Below are 15,069 nucleotides of genomic sequence, written 5' to 3' on the forward strand. Positions count from 1 at the left end.
GGCTCAGCCGGCGCCGGCGATTGAGGAGGCGGCGAGCGTCGCTAACGCCGCGTATCGCGGCCGGGAAACAGACGGGGCACCAGGGACAACAGCTGATCCCGCTCGGCGCCTTCGCTGCGGTTGAGCGCGGCCAGGGGACCGTGGAGGTACTTCTGCGTCAGGCCGTGCGCCAGTTGCTCCAGCACGGCTTCCGGCGACTCGCCGCGCGCGAGCAGCCGGCGCGCGCGTTCCAGCTCAGCGGCGCGCACGTCTTCCGCCCCGCGCTGCAGGTCCTGGATGACCGGCACGACTTCCCGCGTGGCCATCCACTGCATGAAATTGCGCACGCGGGTTTCGATGATGGCCTCGGCCTGCACCATGGCGGCCCGGCGGGCGTCGGTGCCGCTCTGCACCAGCCGGCCCAGATCGTCCACCGAATAAAGATAGACGTCGTCCAGCCTGCCGACTTCCGGCTCGATATCGCGCGGCACGGCCAGGTCGATCATGACCATGGGACGGTGGCGGCGCTGCAGGGTGGCGCGTTCGACCATCCCCAGCCCGAGGATGGGCAGGGAACTGGCCGTACAGGAAACGATGACGTCGAACTCCGCCAGCCGGTCGGTCAGATCGGCCAGCCGCATCGTCCCGGCGGAAAAGCGGTTGGCCAGCGTTTCCGCGCGTTCGATCGTACGGTTGGCCACGACCATCTCGCGGGGCTGCTGCGCGGCGAAGTGGGTGGCGCAAAGTTCGATCATTTCCCCGGCGCCGATGAACAGCGTGCGGGCATCGCCCAGGCTTCCGAATACGCGTTCGGCCAAGCGCACCGCCGCGGCCGCCATCGATACGGAATGGGCGCCGATGTCGGTGTTCGAGCGGACTTCCTTGGCGACGGAAAAGGTACGCTGGAACAACTGGTGCAACAGCGTCCCGAGCGAGCCTGCCTCGTCGGCGGCGCGCACGGCGTCTTTCATCTGCCCAAGGATCTGCGGCTCGCCCAGCACCATGGAATCGAGCCCGCTGGCCACCCGGAAAGCGTGGCGCACGGCGCCGTCGCGCTGATGCTGGTAAAGGTGGGGGCGCAGATCCACCGCTTCGACCTTGTTGACGTCGGCCAGCCAGGCAGGCAGATGTTCGGCCACCTGCGGCTCCGCCGCACAGTAGACCTCGGTGCGATTACAGGTGGAAAGAATGGCGGCTTCGCGCACTGCGCCGCCGAAGGCGGATCGCAGGCCTTCCAAAGCCGGACGCAGCAGGTCGATAGGCATGGCGACGCGTTCGCGCACGGAAACCGGCGCGGACGTGTGATTCAAGCCGAAAGTAAGAACGTCTACCGACATTTGCCTATCGTCTGCGCGGCTGCGCAGGCCATCGGGGTCAGGGTCAGAGGCCGCGTCACGCCGTACGGACAGGACAAAGTCAAACCGCCGAAGGCAGGACGCACCGTCTGGGATGCGCAAAATTATAGCGCTTTGCTACCAATCAACGCCCGCGCCATGCACGAGCTCGAAAAATTGTGTATAGTTGCGGGCTTCCGTTGGCCTGGTAGCTCAGTTGGTAGAGCAGAGGATTGAAAATCCTTGTGTCGGTGGTTCGATTCCGCCCCAGGCCACCAAGGATCCCAAATGCCCAGCTTTGTGCTGGGCATTTTCATTTGCGTTTGCAGTCGTGCGGCGATCTCATTGTCAGATCGCGCCGGTGGCCCCCGCCGAAGACAAAACCGTCATCTTCACCTGCTATAAGACCTGATACGCGTGCCCTGCATGGCGCGCGCCCGGTTTGTGGAGATATTCATGACTCAGGCCTGCGTGGTGGCCGTTGCCAGGGACGCTGAGCACCGCTTTTCCAAGCAGCCCGCACGAGAGATACGCATCATCCAGGGGCTTGGGGTTGAAGGCGACGCCCATCAAGGCGTCACGGTGCAGCATCGTTCGCGCGTGGCGGCCGATCCGACGCAGCCGAACCTGCGGCAGGTGCACCTGATCCATGCAGAGCTGTTCGAGGAACTGCGGGGCAAGGGATTCGACGTCCAGCCGGCGCAGCTCGGCGAGAACATCACCACTTCGGGCATCGATCTGCTGGGATTGCCCCGTGGCGCCTTGCTGCGCATCGGCGATTCGGTCGTCTTGGAAGTCACCGGGCTGCGCAACCCCTGCGCGCAAATCGACAAATTCCGCTCCGGCCTGCTCAAGGCGGTTGTGGATCGCCGGACGGACGGCGCATTGATCCGTAAGGCCGGGATCATGACGGTCGTCCGGGCGGGCGGCGTCGTGCGGCCGGGCGATTCCATCGGGTTCGAACTGCCTCCGCCGCCCCATCATCCCCTCGAACGGGTCTGACCCATCGGCCGACCGGCCGGTCGCCGGAATGGCCGCATATGCCCGCACGGAATGTCGAACGGCAGCGCAAGAATTGGAGTTTCGCGCAGCGCCGGTCCGCCTACACTGCCCCCAGGAATACGACCCACGCAACTTTTCTTCCAAGGGGGCGTTACATGGCTTACGTCTACAAAACCGTGCAGACACCGGTGGGCAAATTGACGCTGGTGGCGCGCGCGGCGAAACTCGTCGCGATCCTGTGGGAAAACGACAAACCGGGCCGCGTGCGGCTGGGACCGATGCGCGAGGATCCGCGGGACGCCACCTTGCTGGAGACAGAACGGCAGTTGAGGGAGTACTTCGCGGGCGAACGCGTTTGCTTCGATCTGCCCCTGGATTTCTGCGGTACCGAGTTCCAGAAGCGCGTCTGGCAGGCTCTGCTCGAGATCCCTTATGGCGAGACGCGCAGCTACCGGGACATTGCCCTGCGCATCGGTCATGCGACCGCCGTACGTGCCGTGGGCGCGGCGAACGGCAGGAACCCGATCTCCATCGTGGCGCCGTGTCATCGGGTAGTCGGGGCGTCCGGAGGCCTGACCGGATTCGCCGGCGGCCTTCCGGCCAAGGCGGCGCTGCTGGCCCTGGAAGGGGCGGGGACAACCGCGCGCGACAATCCGTCGCGCACCTTTGGGATGAATGGACTGACACAGCGATGAGTGCGGTGACGAAGGCGGACGAGACCGGTGAAGAGTACGAAAACAGCGGGCTGGTCATCGGTCCGGACGGACTGGCGCGGCCGCCGTGGGCCGCCGTGGATCCCCTGCTGCAGCAGTATTACGACACCGAATGGGGCATGCCGGTGCGCGACGAGCGCGGCATGTTCGAACGGCTGACCCTGGAATGTTTTCAATCCGGTTTGTCGTGGGCGACGATCCTGCGCAAGCGCGAAGCATTCCGGGCCGCCTTCCACCACTTCGATCCCGAAGCGGTCGCGGCCTATGGCCCTGCCGACGTCGACCGGCTGCTCGCGGATAGCGGCATCGTCCGCAACCGCGCGAAGATTTTGGCGACCATCGGCAACGCCGCGGCAACGCTGAAGCTGCGCGCCGAGGGCGGCCTCGCCGAATTCGTCTGGTCATTCCAGCCCGCCGCCACGCCAGCGCCACGCACGCTGGCCGAAATTCCCACCACGTCGGAAGCATCCATTGCCTTGAGCAAGGCCCTGCGCGCGCGTGGATTCGCTTTCGTCGGGCCGACGACCATGCACGCGCTGATGGAAGCGACGGGCATTATCGATACCCACTTGGTCGGCAGCCATCGCCGCGGCAGTTCGGGCGTCTGGCCGAAAGGCTGATTCCGGCACCGCAAGCCCGGCGATGACGCCCTTAGGGCACGCCTAGGTGCCGACGCGCAGCGGGCCGTTCAGCTTGCGCAAGGCGGCTAGTACGCTTTGCGCCGTGATGCGGCCCGTTTTCGGGTTTTCCGATGGGATGTTCTGAATTTCCATGGAAAACGAAGCGGAATCGGCATCCACTTCCACCCGGTGCACATTGCGCTCCAGGCGCGGGTCGGCCCAGATCTCCAGGGTGGTGCGGTCGGGCCCTATCCCGGCCAGCGACACGCTGACCGCCACGTTGAGATTCGCGGGAAAGCCAACGGCGGCTTCCCGCGGGCTGCCGCGGAAGATCAGTGTGGGCTCGGTGATGCTGGAAATGTCGATATTGTTCTCGGTCAGATAGGGCGCGCCCAGCAGGCCGCGCACGGGCTTGCGGGTGATCATCGTGACGGAATGGATGGTCCCTTCGGCCGCCGCCGTCAGGGCGTCCAGGCCGAGGATGGCGCCCGAAGGCACCAGGATCTGGCCCCCGTGCGCGCGCGCAAGCTCGATCAACTGGGGATGGGAGAGCAAAGCGCCGGAGCTCAACACCACAGCCTTCTTGCCCGCCTTCAGCGCGGGAGCGACCGCTTCTTCGAAAACCGACGCGGGCGCGCATTCGATCACCACATCGCACAGCGGCTCCAGTCCCGCCAAGGTCGTGAACACGGGCGCATCTCCACGCCATGCGAAGTCCGGCCGCCGCGCCAGATCGCGCACTGCGATCGCCGACAACGCCACGCCGGGCACCGCGCCGGCATCCAGGGATTTCGCCACCGACTGGCCAATTGCGCCAAAGCCGGCGATACCGATACGAATCGCGCTCATAGACATCCTTGTTCGGAACCCGCGCCAGGACAGCGGTGTGCTGGCGCCCGGTCATTGTTGTTGAGGGGATCGTCAGGCTCTTCCACCTGGACGGTGACATGGCCGATATTGAACCGTTCCTCCACGCGCCGGCGCACGGCCTCGATCACCTCCCGAGGTGCGACGCCCTTGCGGGGCACGACGTGCAAGGTCAGCAGATGCTGCTCGGCGGTGATCGACCACGCATGGATATGGTGCGCCACCGCGACCTGCGGCACGTTGCCCTCCAGATCCGCCTTGACGGTTTCCGGCTCGAGCCCATAGGGAGTGCCCTCTAGCAGGATGTGCGCGGTCGATCGCACCAGATGCCAGGCGCTTCTCAACACGATCAGCGCCACGAAAATGGACAGGATTGGGTCGATAGGCGTCCAGCCCGTGAACATGATCACGACGGCGGCGGCGATGGCGGCCACGGAGCCCAACAGATCGCCGAGCACGTGTAGCAAGGCGCCCCGCATGTTGAGGTTGCCACGGTCGCCGCCGTGCAGAATCAGGAACGCAACGATATTGGCCCCAAGGCCGGCGGCGGCCACCGCGAGCATGGTTCCTGGCAGCACCGGGACGGGCGCCTGGAAGCGGATGATCGCCTCCACCGTGATCCACACCGCAATCGCGAACAGGGCCAGACCGTTGACGAAGGCAGCCAGGATTTCCAGGCGGCGATACCCGTAGGACATGCGCGGGGTCGCAGACCGGCGTCCCATCCGCAGCGCCACGCAACTGAACGCCAGCGCCGCCGCGTCGCTGACCATATGGCCCGCATCGGCCAACAGGGCCAGGGAGCCGGAAAGCAGGCCGCCCGCGACCTCGACAAGCATGAAGAGGACGATGACGGCCAGCGCCCAGATCAACCGGCGCTCGTCCGTCGCGCCATGGTGATGGTCGTGACCAGCATGAGCATGCGAATGGTCTTGCTCCGCATCCTTGGCGTGCGGCATTGAAACCTCATTGGCGATCGATTGCGATGGCGCGACTATACCGCCTTGGCGGGGATAGCCGGCGGCATTCAAGGTCTCCGCGAACGCATGGCCCTGCATCGCGCGACGCCATATGCCTGCGCGCCAAGACCGCGGCGCCGGAACGCGCGGCACGGACACATGAAAATTCAGGCGTATCCGAGCTGGCAAGCCTCGAACCCGTGCCGCGGCCCGCGCCACCGACGTTGCGGCATGCGCATGGCCGCGTCATGCGCGCCATGTCTTTACCTTACTCAGCCCGAACGAAGGACTTGCAGCAGCACATGCGTGAAACCTCCACCGTCCGCCAGCCCAAGAACGTGGACAGCCTCAACGGCATGCCGGCCATGACAGGCAACACGAACCACCCTACATTCGAAGCCCGCAAGCGCGATGGCATTCCCCGGTCAGCGCTTTCCGACAAGCGTGAGCCGGCCCCTCCCGCCACGCATCTCAGGCTCGTCGACGGCTACCCTCGCGGGCACAATCCGTTCGGCGATGACGTCGACGCGGTCGTCGACAGCTACCCTCGTGATCGCAACCCCTTCCACAATGACGATACGGAGCTGGCCGACGATTATCCCCGGGGGCTCAATCCATTCGGCGAGGACGATACCGAGGCGTATGTCGGGCCGTATGTCGGACCGTATGTCGGGCCGTATGCCGGGCCGACATGCCGGGGTGCCGGACGCGATGCCGGCCCCCTTCCGGACACCGCGGACGATCCCGGCGCCAAGCACAATTTGCGCAAAGAGCGGCCCGTTGCGCCGCCGAGAGCGAGCCTGCGGCGGGGAACCGCGCACGTGGCGCGTGAACAGCAGCCGGACGCCAACGAAACGCCTTCGGACGAGCGCTCCGACAGGACCACGCCCGACGGACCGCCTTGCGCGGCGCAGCCGGTCCAGGCGGGACGCCAATCCAACGCCGGAACGTTGCACAAAGGGGCCGACCGGCAGGACGGGGCCGCGGCGCGACACCGGCAGACGCCGAGCGCGCCTCGGGTGCCGGAAATCCATTCCCAGCCACTCCACCAGCGCGCCGTCGCGCCCGCGGACGATGGCGAGGGCCTGTCAAGCGCGATCACGTCGCTGCAGAATGCCCTGCTCGGGTGCCCGGCGGCACCGGCAAAAGCCGGTGAACGGGTCGAACTGCCTCGGCCACGGCCCCACGGCGACGTGCGGTATCTCAGCCCGCCCACGCCGTTGCGGATCTACAGCGAGGATCTGTACCGTGCCCTGGTGCCATCCGTGGAAGGCATGGGCCACCCCGACGCCGCCAGGATCGCGAAAGCACTGGCGCCGCTGGCGCAGTGGGCCGCGGCCGACGGCTACGCCGCGCTCGATGCGGCACTGCTGCGGGACACACTGGACGGCCGTTTGCGCGGCCTTCCGCTGGAAACGTTGAGCCGCCTGTCGCGCCTCGCGGCCCTCGACGACAAGACCAGACAAAAAATCCTGCGCGATGTGGCAAGGCGGCTGGGCGCGAAGGTCCAGGCGGACAGCCCGAAGGCGCGCCGCGCGCAAGCCTGCCTGGACATCGCCTCGGCCTTGCTCGATGTGGTCGGAGAAAAATGCCTGGAGCATGCGAGGGCAATGGCATGGCAACGCCAGGTTCCGGTCGCGATCGACGCCGCCGGCCGGGATGCGGCGCCGGAACTCGAGGCGGCGCTGCGCGCCATGTGGGACGGAGACCTGATTCTGCGGGATCCGGCGGAATGCCGGGCCGACAGCCTTGTCCGGATCTTGTTCAGTATGCCGGATGCCCAGCGACGGGCCCTGTCCAAGGCATTCGAATCCGCGCGGGATGCGCAGCAAGGCGACAGTCCGCTTGAGCTTGCAGTACGCCGGCACCTCGCCAGGCTGGAACCCGATCTGGTTGTGCGCGAGCAGCTCCTGAAGTACGTAAGGCAGCTGCGCAACGCCGCGCGAGCGATGCAAGGCGAAGCTCCCGTTGCCGCGGCCCTGACGGCGCACGCATCGGATTATCTCCCTCCCCATGGATCGATACCGAAAAACGGCACATTCCTTGGACGCCTGTGGGGGCGCATTCGCTCCGCGTTCGGCGGAACGCCGAAAACCCGGGATGCGGTCAGGACGCAGACCAAGCAATTGATCCGGCACTTGGCCGGAGGCAACGGCCTGAACGCTGGCCAATTGGACGAATGGAATAACGCGACAAAGCGCCTGACCGCGAAGCGCGGAGATGAGGCCCAGGCGTTGGTGGACCAGCTGATCCAGGATCGGCTCGGCAAGCTCGATGGAGACGATTTGGTCGCGCTGAGCGCCACGTTGGAGGACTTGCGGCGTTCCACCGGTCGGGACGAGCCTCTTACCGACCTTGAACGGATCTCACGCGACTTCTACAGCAGGGTGCGATGCGCTTTGGAAAAGGAAAAGGCCGTTCGCCGCGCCAGCCGCGCCATCGCAACCTTGGCGGATGCGCTTTCCAGCCGTCCCAAGGATCTTTTGTCCGCCTTGGACGCACTGGCAGATGCCGAGATCGACATGCCCGGCCATCAAAGCGAGCTGGAACTCTATGCAGCCGGCTTACGCCGCCTGGATCCGGCGGTGAAGAGAAAGCTGGACAAGCGGCTGAATGGACGAAAAGGCATATCGAAGTATGTCGACGGCATTCGCAGGTTCATTGGATCCGGGCCGGCGACTTGGCATCACTACCGCGCGCGACAGCTTGACACGCTGGCCCGCGCCGCGCGCGCGTAGCGATTGCGGCGGCGGGCAGGCAGGCCGCTTCATCGCGGCCTAGGCTTGCTCCGCCGCCATTGCATGCTGGAACGTGAAACTGTCCGCGTACATGTGGTCCAGGCTGGCCCCCAGGGTGGCGAACACGGCCTTGGCCTCGGTGATCATGTTGGGAGACCCGCACAGATAGATCGCGTGCTCCGACAGGTCATGGAAGTCCTCGGCCACGGCATCCTGGACATGACCGCGACGGCCTTGCCACGACGCGCTGGCGCGCGACAGCACGGGGACGAACTCGAACTCGTACAGCCGGCCCTTCCAACTTTCGATAACGTCGCGCATATACAGGTCTGCTTCGGTGCGCATGCCCCAATACAGCGTGACGGGCGGGCAGTCGGGATTGTCCAGCAGCGATTCAAGGATCGCCTTGATGGGCGCCAGCCCAGTCCCAGTGGCGACCATGAGCAGCGGCCGGTAATCCTCTTCGTGATAGCAGAATGTGCCCAGGGGGACCTCGATTTCCAGCGGCATGCCCAGTTGCGCTTGCCGCAGCACCGTGTCGGTGAAATACCCGCCTGGAATGCGGCGGATATGAAATTCGATCGACGATCCGTCATCACGTAGCGGCGACGCCATGGAAAAGCTGCGCGTGCTGCCGTCGGGAAGCAGAATGTTGATGTACTGGCCAGGCAGGTACGCCGGCAAACTACCGGGCGGCACCGTCAGGGTGACGTGCAGCACGTCATCGCAGGCGGTACGAATACCGGCCAGCGAGGCGGTGATCCGGACCGGGTCCGGCAATGCCGGCCCGCGCGGCGGGACGGTGACCAACAGGTCCGTGAGCGGCCGGGCCTGGCACGCGAGCGCGTAGCCCTGGGCGTGTTCGGCCTCGGTCAGCGCCATGGGAAATTCCTCGTACGCGACCCGGCCTTCCGCCAGTTTTATGCGGCACGTGCCGCAGCCGCCGAACGTGCACTCATGCGGCAGGGCGACGCCGGCGCGCTGAGCGGCGTCCAGAATGGCTTCGCCGTCGCCGACTTCGAAACTGGCAGCGGATTCGAGCAGAATGACGCGATGGGCCATGACGGGACCTCCGTGGTTGCCTGTCTACTTCTTGATGTCCGCCGCGACTGTGACCTTCATGCCTTTTTCGCCCAGCATGTCGGCCAGGGCCTGCAGCGCGGCCAGGCCCGCCTTCGTGTCCTGCTCGCCATTGCCGCCGCTCAGGCCCACGCCGCCGATGACTTCATCATTGACGACGATGGGAAAACCGCCGACGAAAACCGCGAACTTGCCATCGAAGCTCCATTGGATGCCGAACGCCTCGTTGCCCGGCAGCGCGGGGCCATTGGGAGGCGTGTTGAACAGATGCGTCGAGCGCTTGTGGCCGGCGGCGGTGAAGGCCTTGTTCCAGGCGATCTGCGGCCCGGTCACGCGCGCGCCATCCATGCGCTCCATGGCGATGGGATAGCCGCCGTCGTCCACCACGCAGACGGTTTCCAATACGCCGATTTCGCGGGATTTGGCGATCGCAGCCGCGATCATGACCCGTGCTTCTTCCAGTTCCAGTCGGTATACCTGTTTCATGGCTGTCCTAGCTGATGTTGGCGGAGATAATGCGACGGCCGATGCGTCTCAAGCGGCCCGGTAGACGGTTTTGATCTGCGTATAGAACTCAAGGCCTACCCTGCCCGATTCCCGGAACGTCGAGGTACTGGACCGCTTCAAGCCGCCGAATGGCGCGTTGATGAGGTTGCCCGTCGTCGTGCGGTTGATCTTGACCGTCCCGGCCTGGATGTCCTTCGCGAAACGGTGGGCGTAGGCCGCGCTGGTCGTCGCGATGGCGGCGGACAAACCGTATTCGGTGTCATTGGCCTTGGCGATGGCGTCCTCATAGCCGTCCACTTCGATAATGGCGATGACCGGGCCGAAGATTTCCTCGCGGGCAATACGCATCTGCTGCGTCACGTCGGTGAAGATGGCCGGGGACACGTAATAGCCCTTGGCAAGGTCGCCGTCGGTCAGGCGGTCGCCCCCGTACAGATGGGTGGCTTCCTGCTTGCCGATGGCCACATAGGAGAGCACGGTGTCCAGCTGGCGCGCGGTTGCCAGGGGCCCCAGGTCGCAGCCCGGCTGCATCCCGCTGCCTATCTTCATGGTCTTGACCTTATCCAGCAGCTTTTCGGTATAGGCGCTTTTGACGCGCCGATCCACCAGGACCCGGCTCGTACCTGTGCACGCCTGCCCGGTCAGCGAGAACCCGCCCTTGATCGTCAGGTCCACCGCCTTGTCCAGGTCGGCATCGGCGAGCACGATAAGGGGGTTCTTTCCGCCCAGCTCCATCTGCGTCCGGGTGGTCATGCCCACCGACCGGTGGATCTGCTCGCCTGCAGCCGTCGACCCGGTGAACGAAATGGCGCGCACTTCCGGCGCCTGCGTGATGGAAGGCCCCACCGCCGAGGCCGAGCCGGTAACGAAATTGAGCACGCCTTCGGGGATTCCCGCTTCGACGAAGGCTTCCGTCAGGCGGTAGCCGCTCAGCGGCGCATCCGACGAGGGCTTGAACACGACGGTATTGCCCATGATGAGCGCCGGGGCGATCTTGCGCGCCGGAATCGACACGGGAAAGTTCCAGGGCGAGATCACGGTCACCACGCCCAGCGGTTCCAGCTGGCTGTAGACGACCATATCGGGATCGTCGTTGGGAAAGGTCTCGCCGGTGAAGGACTGCCCCTCGGCCGCGTAGAAGCGCAAGGTCTGCGCCGAACGCAGGACTTCGTCCCTGGCCTGGTTCACGGCCTTGCCCTCTTCCCGGGTGAGCTCCTCGGCGATCTGCGCCGCGTGGGCTTCCAGATGGTCCGCGGCCCGGAACAGGATCTGAGCCCGCTTGGAGATCGGCGTGTTCTTCCACCGTTCGAACGCATTCTGCGCGGCGGCCACGGCCGCCGCGCCATCGGCCGCATCGGAGGCCTGGAACAGGCCCACGATGTCGTCGGTGTCGGCCGGATTGACATTGGGCACCGTCTTGCCGGCGGCGCAGCGCGTCCATTTGCCGGCGATGTAGTTCAGGAATTCGCGATTTTTCAGGTCTTCCACGGGCGGCGCCTCGATGCAGTAGGGTAAGGGACCGGGCTGCGCGGCAGCCGGAGCGACATACTGCACATTGTATACTGTAATCCGAGACGCGCCGCGCCGCCTTGCCTAGGGAATACCCGACGCGATCCGCGGATGACGCGGCAAATCGGCGGGGGGTGAGGCGGAGCGCCGTCCAGGGCGGCGCTCTGCCTCGCTCATATCGGCGCCCCTCCCCAGGGGCGTTCCGTCACTGCCAGATCAGGATGGCGCAGATCGTCGATATGAACAGCGCCACGACGACCGGCAACAGAAGCGCGCGCACCATATCGAGCACGTGCACGCGCGCGAAGCCCGCAACGGCGATCAGGGATGACCAGGCGATGAGCGTGCCGCCGCCGGTCCACACCGCACCCATTTGCCCGACCGCGGCCAGCGTGGCGGGGTCGATGCCGACCACCGGTCCCAGCGCGCCGGACAACGTGCCGGTCAGCGGCAAACCGGCGAAGCCCGAGCCGTCGATGCCCGTCACCATGCCGACGAGCAGGACGCCAAAGGCGACCAGGAAATGGTTCGACGGAATCAGGTGCTGGGCCGAAGCGATGATTTCGAACAGCAGGCCGGGGGCCTGCGCGCTGTCCACGCCAAGAATCTGCGCGGCCGTGTCATGCGCCCCGATGAAGAAGAAGCCGGCGATCGGCAGCACCGAACCCATGGCCTTGAACGCGAACACGAATCCGTCGGTGATGTGATCCGGACAGACGTCCAGCATCCGCCGCGGCCCTTCCGCGGCCAGTGTCACCAGCATCATCAGCGCAACCGCGACGCCGCCCACCAGCGCCGCCGCATCGCCCCCACGCAGCGGCGGCAAGCCGGGGAAGATGCGCGGCAGCACCATCACGGCGATCACACCAAGAAAGGCCAGCGGAGTCACCACGGCGAATACCCGCGACCACTTGATGCGTCGTTGCTCCTCCGGCGTTTCCGCCACGCGGGGCGGCATGCCCGGCGGTTGCTCGTAGCTCGTGCCGCGGGCAATCTCCGCCTTGTCGAAACTGCCCTCCGATTCGATCGCGGCCAGCGTGCCGTCCTGCGCGCGCGCCTGCCAGGCGCTGAGCAGCGCCGGGCTGCCCGGGACGATATGACGCCGGATCAGCAGGTACGTGATGCCGAGCGCGATGAACCCGGTGATCAGTGAGAGCACCAGCGCACGGTCGGCGACCGCCGAGGCGCTGACCGCCGCCCCCGCCGCCTTGGCGCTGATCCCGGGCGCCACTCCGATGACATAGTCGGACGAAAGCGCCATGCCTTGTCCGGAGATCGCAATCGCCATGGCGCCTGCAAGCGGCGGCAGGCCCGCTGCGATGGCGGCCGGCAGCAGAATGGCCGAGACCAGCGGCACGGCGGGCGTCGGCCAGAAGAACAGCGAGATCACATAGGTGCACGCCGCGATGATGAAGTACGACACATGCCCCCCGCGCATGACCCGGCGCATGGGCTGCACCATGCGAACATCCGCCTGAATCGATTTGAGCGAGTTCAGCAGCGCGGTCATGAAGGTAATGACCAGGAAAATATTGAACAGCTCCTTCGCCGCGACGAAGCTGGCCGAGAAGATGCCGATAAGCGCGCTGATGGGACTGCCTGTAATGGCGAGCACGACAAGAAAGGTGCCGATCACCGAAGGCACCACCACATTGGCGCGCAGGATCATGGTCAAGATGATCGCCACCACGCTGGCCAGATACACCCAATGCGAGACATTGAGCACCACGTCCGTATGCATCCGGATTCCCCTTGTCGCCACTGCGGTGGCGGGTATTGTTGAGACCGAATGTATACTATATGTCGTCGTAGCCGACCGCCAGTATCAAAACCCCCCGCCTAGGGAATACGATAGGTTTCGCCGCAGCCTGGCGTGTCTACGGCGCACCCGCTGCGCCTCCATTCGGAATACGGTATACTGTTTGTGCGCCAAAACGACATACCGGCAAGGAGGCCCGCGACCGGCGGAGTAATACAATGACACTGGAGATAACCGCTCGTACGCCGACCGCCGCCATGCCCACATCCAATTCTTCGTCAACGGCAGCCCGCACGCCCCCGCCCCCCGCTTCGCTGAAGATCGGCGAGCAGCATCCCCAATTGTTTGCCGTGGTGCGGGACAAGCTGCGGGAACGCATTCTCAGCGGAGAGTTCACGCCGGGCGATCGCCTGGTGGAAGGACGGCTGTCGGACGAAATGGGGGTTTCCCGCATTCCTGTGCGTGAAGCGTTGCGGGCCCTCGCTGCCGAGGGCCTCGTTACCATCGAACCGCGGCGGGGCGCTTCCGTGGCGGTCCTGTCGGACGCCGTCGCACATGACATGATAGAAGTGCGCGCCACGCTGGAAGGCCTGAACGCGAAGCTCGCGGCCCAGCGGCGCGACCAGAGCACTGTCGCCCGGCTGCAGGCCTTTCTGGACGAGGGCAACAACGCCGCCCGCGCGGATAGCCTGGAGCGCTTCCTGGCGCTCAATTCCGAATTCCACGAGATGCTGGCCACGATCGCGGGCAACGTGGTGCTCACCGACCTGATGCGCTCACTGCGCGATCGTACGGCCCTGCTCTTCGCGCCCAGCAATATGCGGCGCGCCAAGCAGAACTGGGACGAACACGCGCAGATCCTGAATGCGGTCATCGCGGGCAACGGCGATCTCGCGGCCCTGCTGGCCAGCCAGCACGTTCACAATGCCGCCAAGGCCTACACCGAAGCGCAGCAGTCCAAGCCCTCTTCCACCTGAGAACCGCCATGCTGCATATTTCCGATGAGATGGTCGATGCGGCCGTCTCGCCCAGTGACGCCCAGAATATATTGCTCGACGCTTTTCGCCAGTTCGGCCAGGGGCAGGCGGCGATGCAGAAGCGCGAACGCACCGACAGCGGCGGCGTGAAACTATCCACGCTGGGCGCGGTCATTCCCGGCCAGGACGTTGTGGGCGCCAAGGTCTACACCACGATCCAGGGGCAGTTTTCCTTTGTCATCCTGCTGTTCTCCGCGCGCGACGGCCGCCCGCTGGCGACGTTCGATGCCGCCGCCCTGACGCGGCGGCGCACGGCGGCGTGCAGCGTGCTCGCCGCACGTGCGCTCGCCCGTCCCGACGCCGCCACGCTGGGGCTGTACGGCGCCGGCACCCAGGGCGCCGAGCATGCCGCCCAGATGACCGCAGCCTTCGGATTGAAGCAGGTGCTGGTGCACGACCCGCACGCGCCACGCGGCTACACCGACACGCTTTCCGCAAGGATCGGGGTGCCCGTCGTGGAAACGGATCCCCAGGAAATCGCGGCCGCCGCCGACATCGTGGTGACGGCCTCGCGCTCGACGACGCCGCTGTTCAGCGGCGGCGCCTTGAAAAACGGCGCTTTCGTGGCCGCCATCGGGTCGAGCCTGCCGCACACGCGCGAACTCGACGACGAGGCCCTGCGCCGCGCCGCGCGTCTGGTGGTGGAATGGAAACCCCAATCCCTGACCGAGGCCGGCGACATTGTGCTGGCCTCGCGGGATGCGTTGCCGCCGGAAAAGATCGTTGAGCTCGCCGAGGTGCTGTCGGACAAGGTCGTCCGCCAACACGCGGACCAGATATTCATCTACAAGTCGGTCGGCGTGGGGCTGGAGGACATCGCGGTGGCTGGCCTCGCCTACCGCCGCATCGCCGAAAGCCGCGGCTTGCCGCAACCCTGATCAAGTCCACGGCGCCCCGCTACGGCGGCGGCGCCGCAGAATCTAGATAGCCGGAAGAGGCGGCGGCCAATCGCCGCCGGCAAAGCG

At 65.8% G+C, this 15,069-nt stretch carries 13 protein-coding genes and 1 tRNA gene; 7 read left to right on the forward strand and 7 right to left on the reverse strand.

Going from position 1 to position 15,069, the window contains the following annotated elements; genetic code table 11:
* Nucleotides 1-41: 41 nt before the first annotated feature.
* The gene (hemA, locus tag CAL13_RS19315) at nt 42-1,316 is read right to left on the reverse strand and encodes a glutamyl-tRNA reductase (RefSeq protein WP_086073262.1); all 1,275 of its coding nucleotides are present in this window, start codon (nt 1,314-1,316) and stop codon (nt 42-44) included.
* Nucleotides 1,317-1,515: 199 nt separating this feature from the next.
* Between hemA and CAL13_RS19320 the strand changes: the two genes are divergently transcribed.
* The 4 genes from CAL13_RS19320 (at nt 1,516) to CAL13_RS19335 (ending at nt 3,648) form a co-directional block, all read left to right on the forward strand.
* Nucleotides 1,516-1,591: transfer RNA gene (locus CAL13_RS19320), tRNA-Phe, on the forward strand.
* Between the two features lie 178 nt (nt 1,592-1,769).
* The gene (locus CAL13_RS19325) at nt 1,770-2,315 is read left to right on the forward strand and encodes an MOSC domain-containing protein (RefSeq protein ID WP_086073263.1); all 546 of its coding nucleotides are present in this window, start codon (nt 1,770-1,772) and stop codon (nt 2,313-2,315) included.
* A 155-nt stretch (nt 2,316-2,470) separates the two neighbouring features.
* The gene (locus CAL13_RS19330; protein WP_086073264.1) at nt 2,471-3,010 is read left to right on the forward strand and encodes a methylated-DNA--[protein]-cysteine S-methyltransferase; all 540 of its coding nucleotides are present in this window, start codon (nt 2,471-2,473) and stop codon (nt 3,008-3,010) included.
* Nucleotides 3,007-3,648 (forward strand): DNA-3-methyladenine glycosylase I, encoded by a 642-nt coding sequence (locus tag CAL13_RS19335; RefSeq protein WP_086058831.1) that lies wholly within the window; start codon nt 3,007-3,009, stop codon nt 3,646-3,648. The genes CAL13_RS19330 and CAL13_RS19335 overlap by 4 nt, the downstream gene beginning before the upstream one ends.
* Before the next feature lie 42 nt (nt 3,649-3,690).
* Here the strand turns inward: CAL13_RS19335 and CAL13_RS19340 are convergent, their stop codons facing one another.
* Together CAL13_RS19340 and CAL13_RS19345 are read right to left on the reverse strand one after the other, a co-directional pair.
* Nucleotides 3,691-4,497 (reverse strand): aspartate dehydrogenase, encoded by an 807-nt coding sequence (locus CAL13_RS19340; protein ID WP_086073265.1) that lies wholly within the window; start codon nt 4,495-4,497, stop codon nt 3,691-3,693.
* Nucleotides 4,494-5,474 (reverse strand): cation diffusion facilitator family transporter, encoded by a 981-nt coding sequence (locus CAL13_RS19345; protein WP_086073740.1) that lies wholly within the window; start codon nt 5,472-5,474, stop codon nt 4,494-4,496. The genes CAL13_RS19340 and CAL13_RS19345 overlap by 4 nt, the downstream gene beginning before the upstream one ends.
* 248 nt (nt 5,475-5,722) lie before the next feature.
* Here CAL13_RS19345 and CAL13_RS19350 point away from each other — a divergent pair, with 248 nt between their 5' ends.
* On the forward strand, nt 5,723-8,212 hold the full coding sequence (locus CAL13_RS19350; protein WP_157664901.1) for a hypothetical protein: 2,490 nt from the start codon (nt 5,723-5,725) through the stop codon (nt 8,210-8,212).
* Nucleotides 8,213-8,251: 39 nt separating this feature from the next.
* Here CAL13_RS19350 and CAL13_RS19355 read toward each other — a convergent pair whose 3' ends face one another.
* The 4 genes from CAL13_RS19355 to CAL13_RS19370 all read right to left on the reverse strand — a co-directional run bounded on the left by CAL13_RS19355 (nt 8,252) and on the right by CAL13_RS19370 (nt 13,049).
* The gene (locus tag CAL13_RS19355) at nt 8,252-9,274 is read right to left on the reverse strand and encodes a 2Fe-2S iron-sulfur cluster-binding protein (protein ID WP_086073267.1); all 1,023 of its coding nucleotides are present in this window, start codon (nt 9,272-9,274) and stop codon (nt 8,252-8,254) included.
* Nucleotides 9,275-9,298: 24 nt separating this feature from the next.
* Nucleotides 9,299-9,778: a GlcG/HbpS family heme-binding protein gene (locus CAL13_RS19360; RefSeq protein WP_086058835.1), complete on the reverse strand. Its 480-nt coding sequence runs from the start codon at nt 9,776-9,778 to the stop codon at nt 9,299-9,301.
* 48 nt (nt 9,779-9,826) lie between these two features.
* Nucleotides 9,827-11,287: an aldehyde dehydrogenase family protein gene (locus tag CAL13_RS19365; RefSeq protein WP_086058836.1), complete on the reverse strand. Its 1,461-nt coding sequence runs from the start codon at nt 11,285-11,287 to the stop codon at nt 9,827-9,829.
* A gap of 226 nt (nt 11,288-11,513) precedes the next feature.
* Nucleotides 11,514-13,049 carry a hypothetical protein gene (locus CAL13_RS19370; RefSeq protein WP_086058837.1) on the reverse strand — a complete coding sequence of 512 codons (1,536 nt, stop codon included), beginning with the start codon at nt 13,047-13,049 and terminating at the stop codon, nt 11,514-11,516.
* 275 nt (nt 13,050-13,324) lie between these two features.
* Between CAL13_RS19370 and CAL13_RS19375 the strand changes: the two genes are divergently transcribed.
* Complete coding sequence (locus CAL13_RS19375) at nt 13,325-14,044, forward strand: GntR family transcriptional regulator (RefSeq protein WP_086058838.1); 720 nt, start codon at nt 13,325-13,327, stop codon at nt 14,042-14,044.
* Nucleotides 14,045-14,052: 8 nt separating this feature from the next.
* Nucleotides 14,053-14,982, forward strand: coding sequence for an ornithine cyclodeaminase family protein (locus tag CAL13_RS19380; RefSeq protein ID WP_086073268.1), 930 nt, complete (start codon nt 14,053-14,055; stop codon nt 14,980-14,982).
* Nucleotides 14,983-15,069: the final 87 nt, after the last annotated feature.

This window comes from Bordetella genomosp. 9, from assembly GCF_002119725.1.
Lineage (GTDB): Bacteria > Pseudomonadota > Gammaproteobacteria > Burkholderiales > Burkholderiaceae_B > Bordetella_C.

Coding starts and splice junctions, on each gene's coding strand:
- hemA (WP_086073262.1), bottom strand. CDS start 1,316: ATGTCGGTAGACGTTCTTACTTTCGGCTTGAATCACACGTCCGCGCCG.
- CAL13_RS19325 (WP_086073263.1), top strand. CDS start 1,770: ATGACTCAGGCCTGCGTGGTGGCCGTTGCCAGGGACGCTGAGCACCGC.
- CAL13_RS19330 (WP_086073264.1), top strand. CDS start 2,471: ATGGCTTACGTCTACAAAACCGTGCAGACACCGGTGGGCAAATTGACG.
- CAL13_RS19335 (WP_086058831.1), top strand. CDS start 3,007: ATGAGTGCGGTGACGAAGGCGGACGAGACCGGTGAAGAGTACGAAAAC.
- CAL13_RS19340 (WP_086073265.1), bottom strand. CDS start 4,497: ATGAGCGCGATTCGTATCGGTATCGCCGGCTTTGGCGCAATTGGCCAG.
- CAL13_RS19345 (WP_086073740.1), bottom strand. CDS start 5,474: ATGCCGCACGCCAAGGATGCGGAGCAAGACCATTCGCATGCTCATGCT.
- CAL13_RS19350 (WP_157664901.1), top strand. CDS start 5,723: ATGCGCGCCATGTCTTTACCTTACTCAGCCCGAACGAAGGACTTGCAG.
- CAL13_RS19355 (WP_086073267.1), bottom strand. CDS start 9,274: ATGGCCCATCGCGTCATTCTGCTCGAATCCGCTGCCAGTTTCGAAGTC.
- CAL13_RS19360 (WP_086058835.1), bottom strand. CDS start 9,778: ATGAAACAGGTATACCGACTGGAACTGGAAGAAGCACGGGTCATGATC.
- CAL13_RS19370 (WP_086058837.1), bottom strand. CDS start 13,049: ATGCATACGGACGTGGTGCTCAATGTCTCGCATTGGGTGTATCTGGCC.
- CAL13_RS19375 (WP_086058838.1), top strand. CDS start 13,325: ATGCCCACATCCAATTCTTCGTCAACGGCAGCCCGCACGCCCCCGCCC.
- CAL13_RS19380 (WP_086073268.1), top strand. CDS start 14,053: ATGCTGCATATTTCCGATGAGATGGTCGATGCGGCCGTCTCGCCCAGT.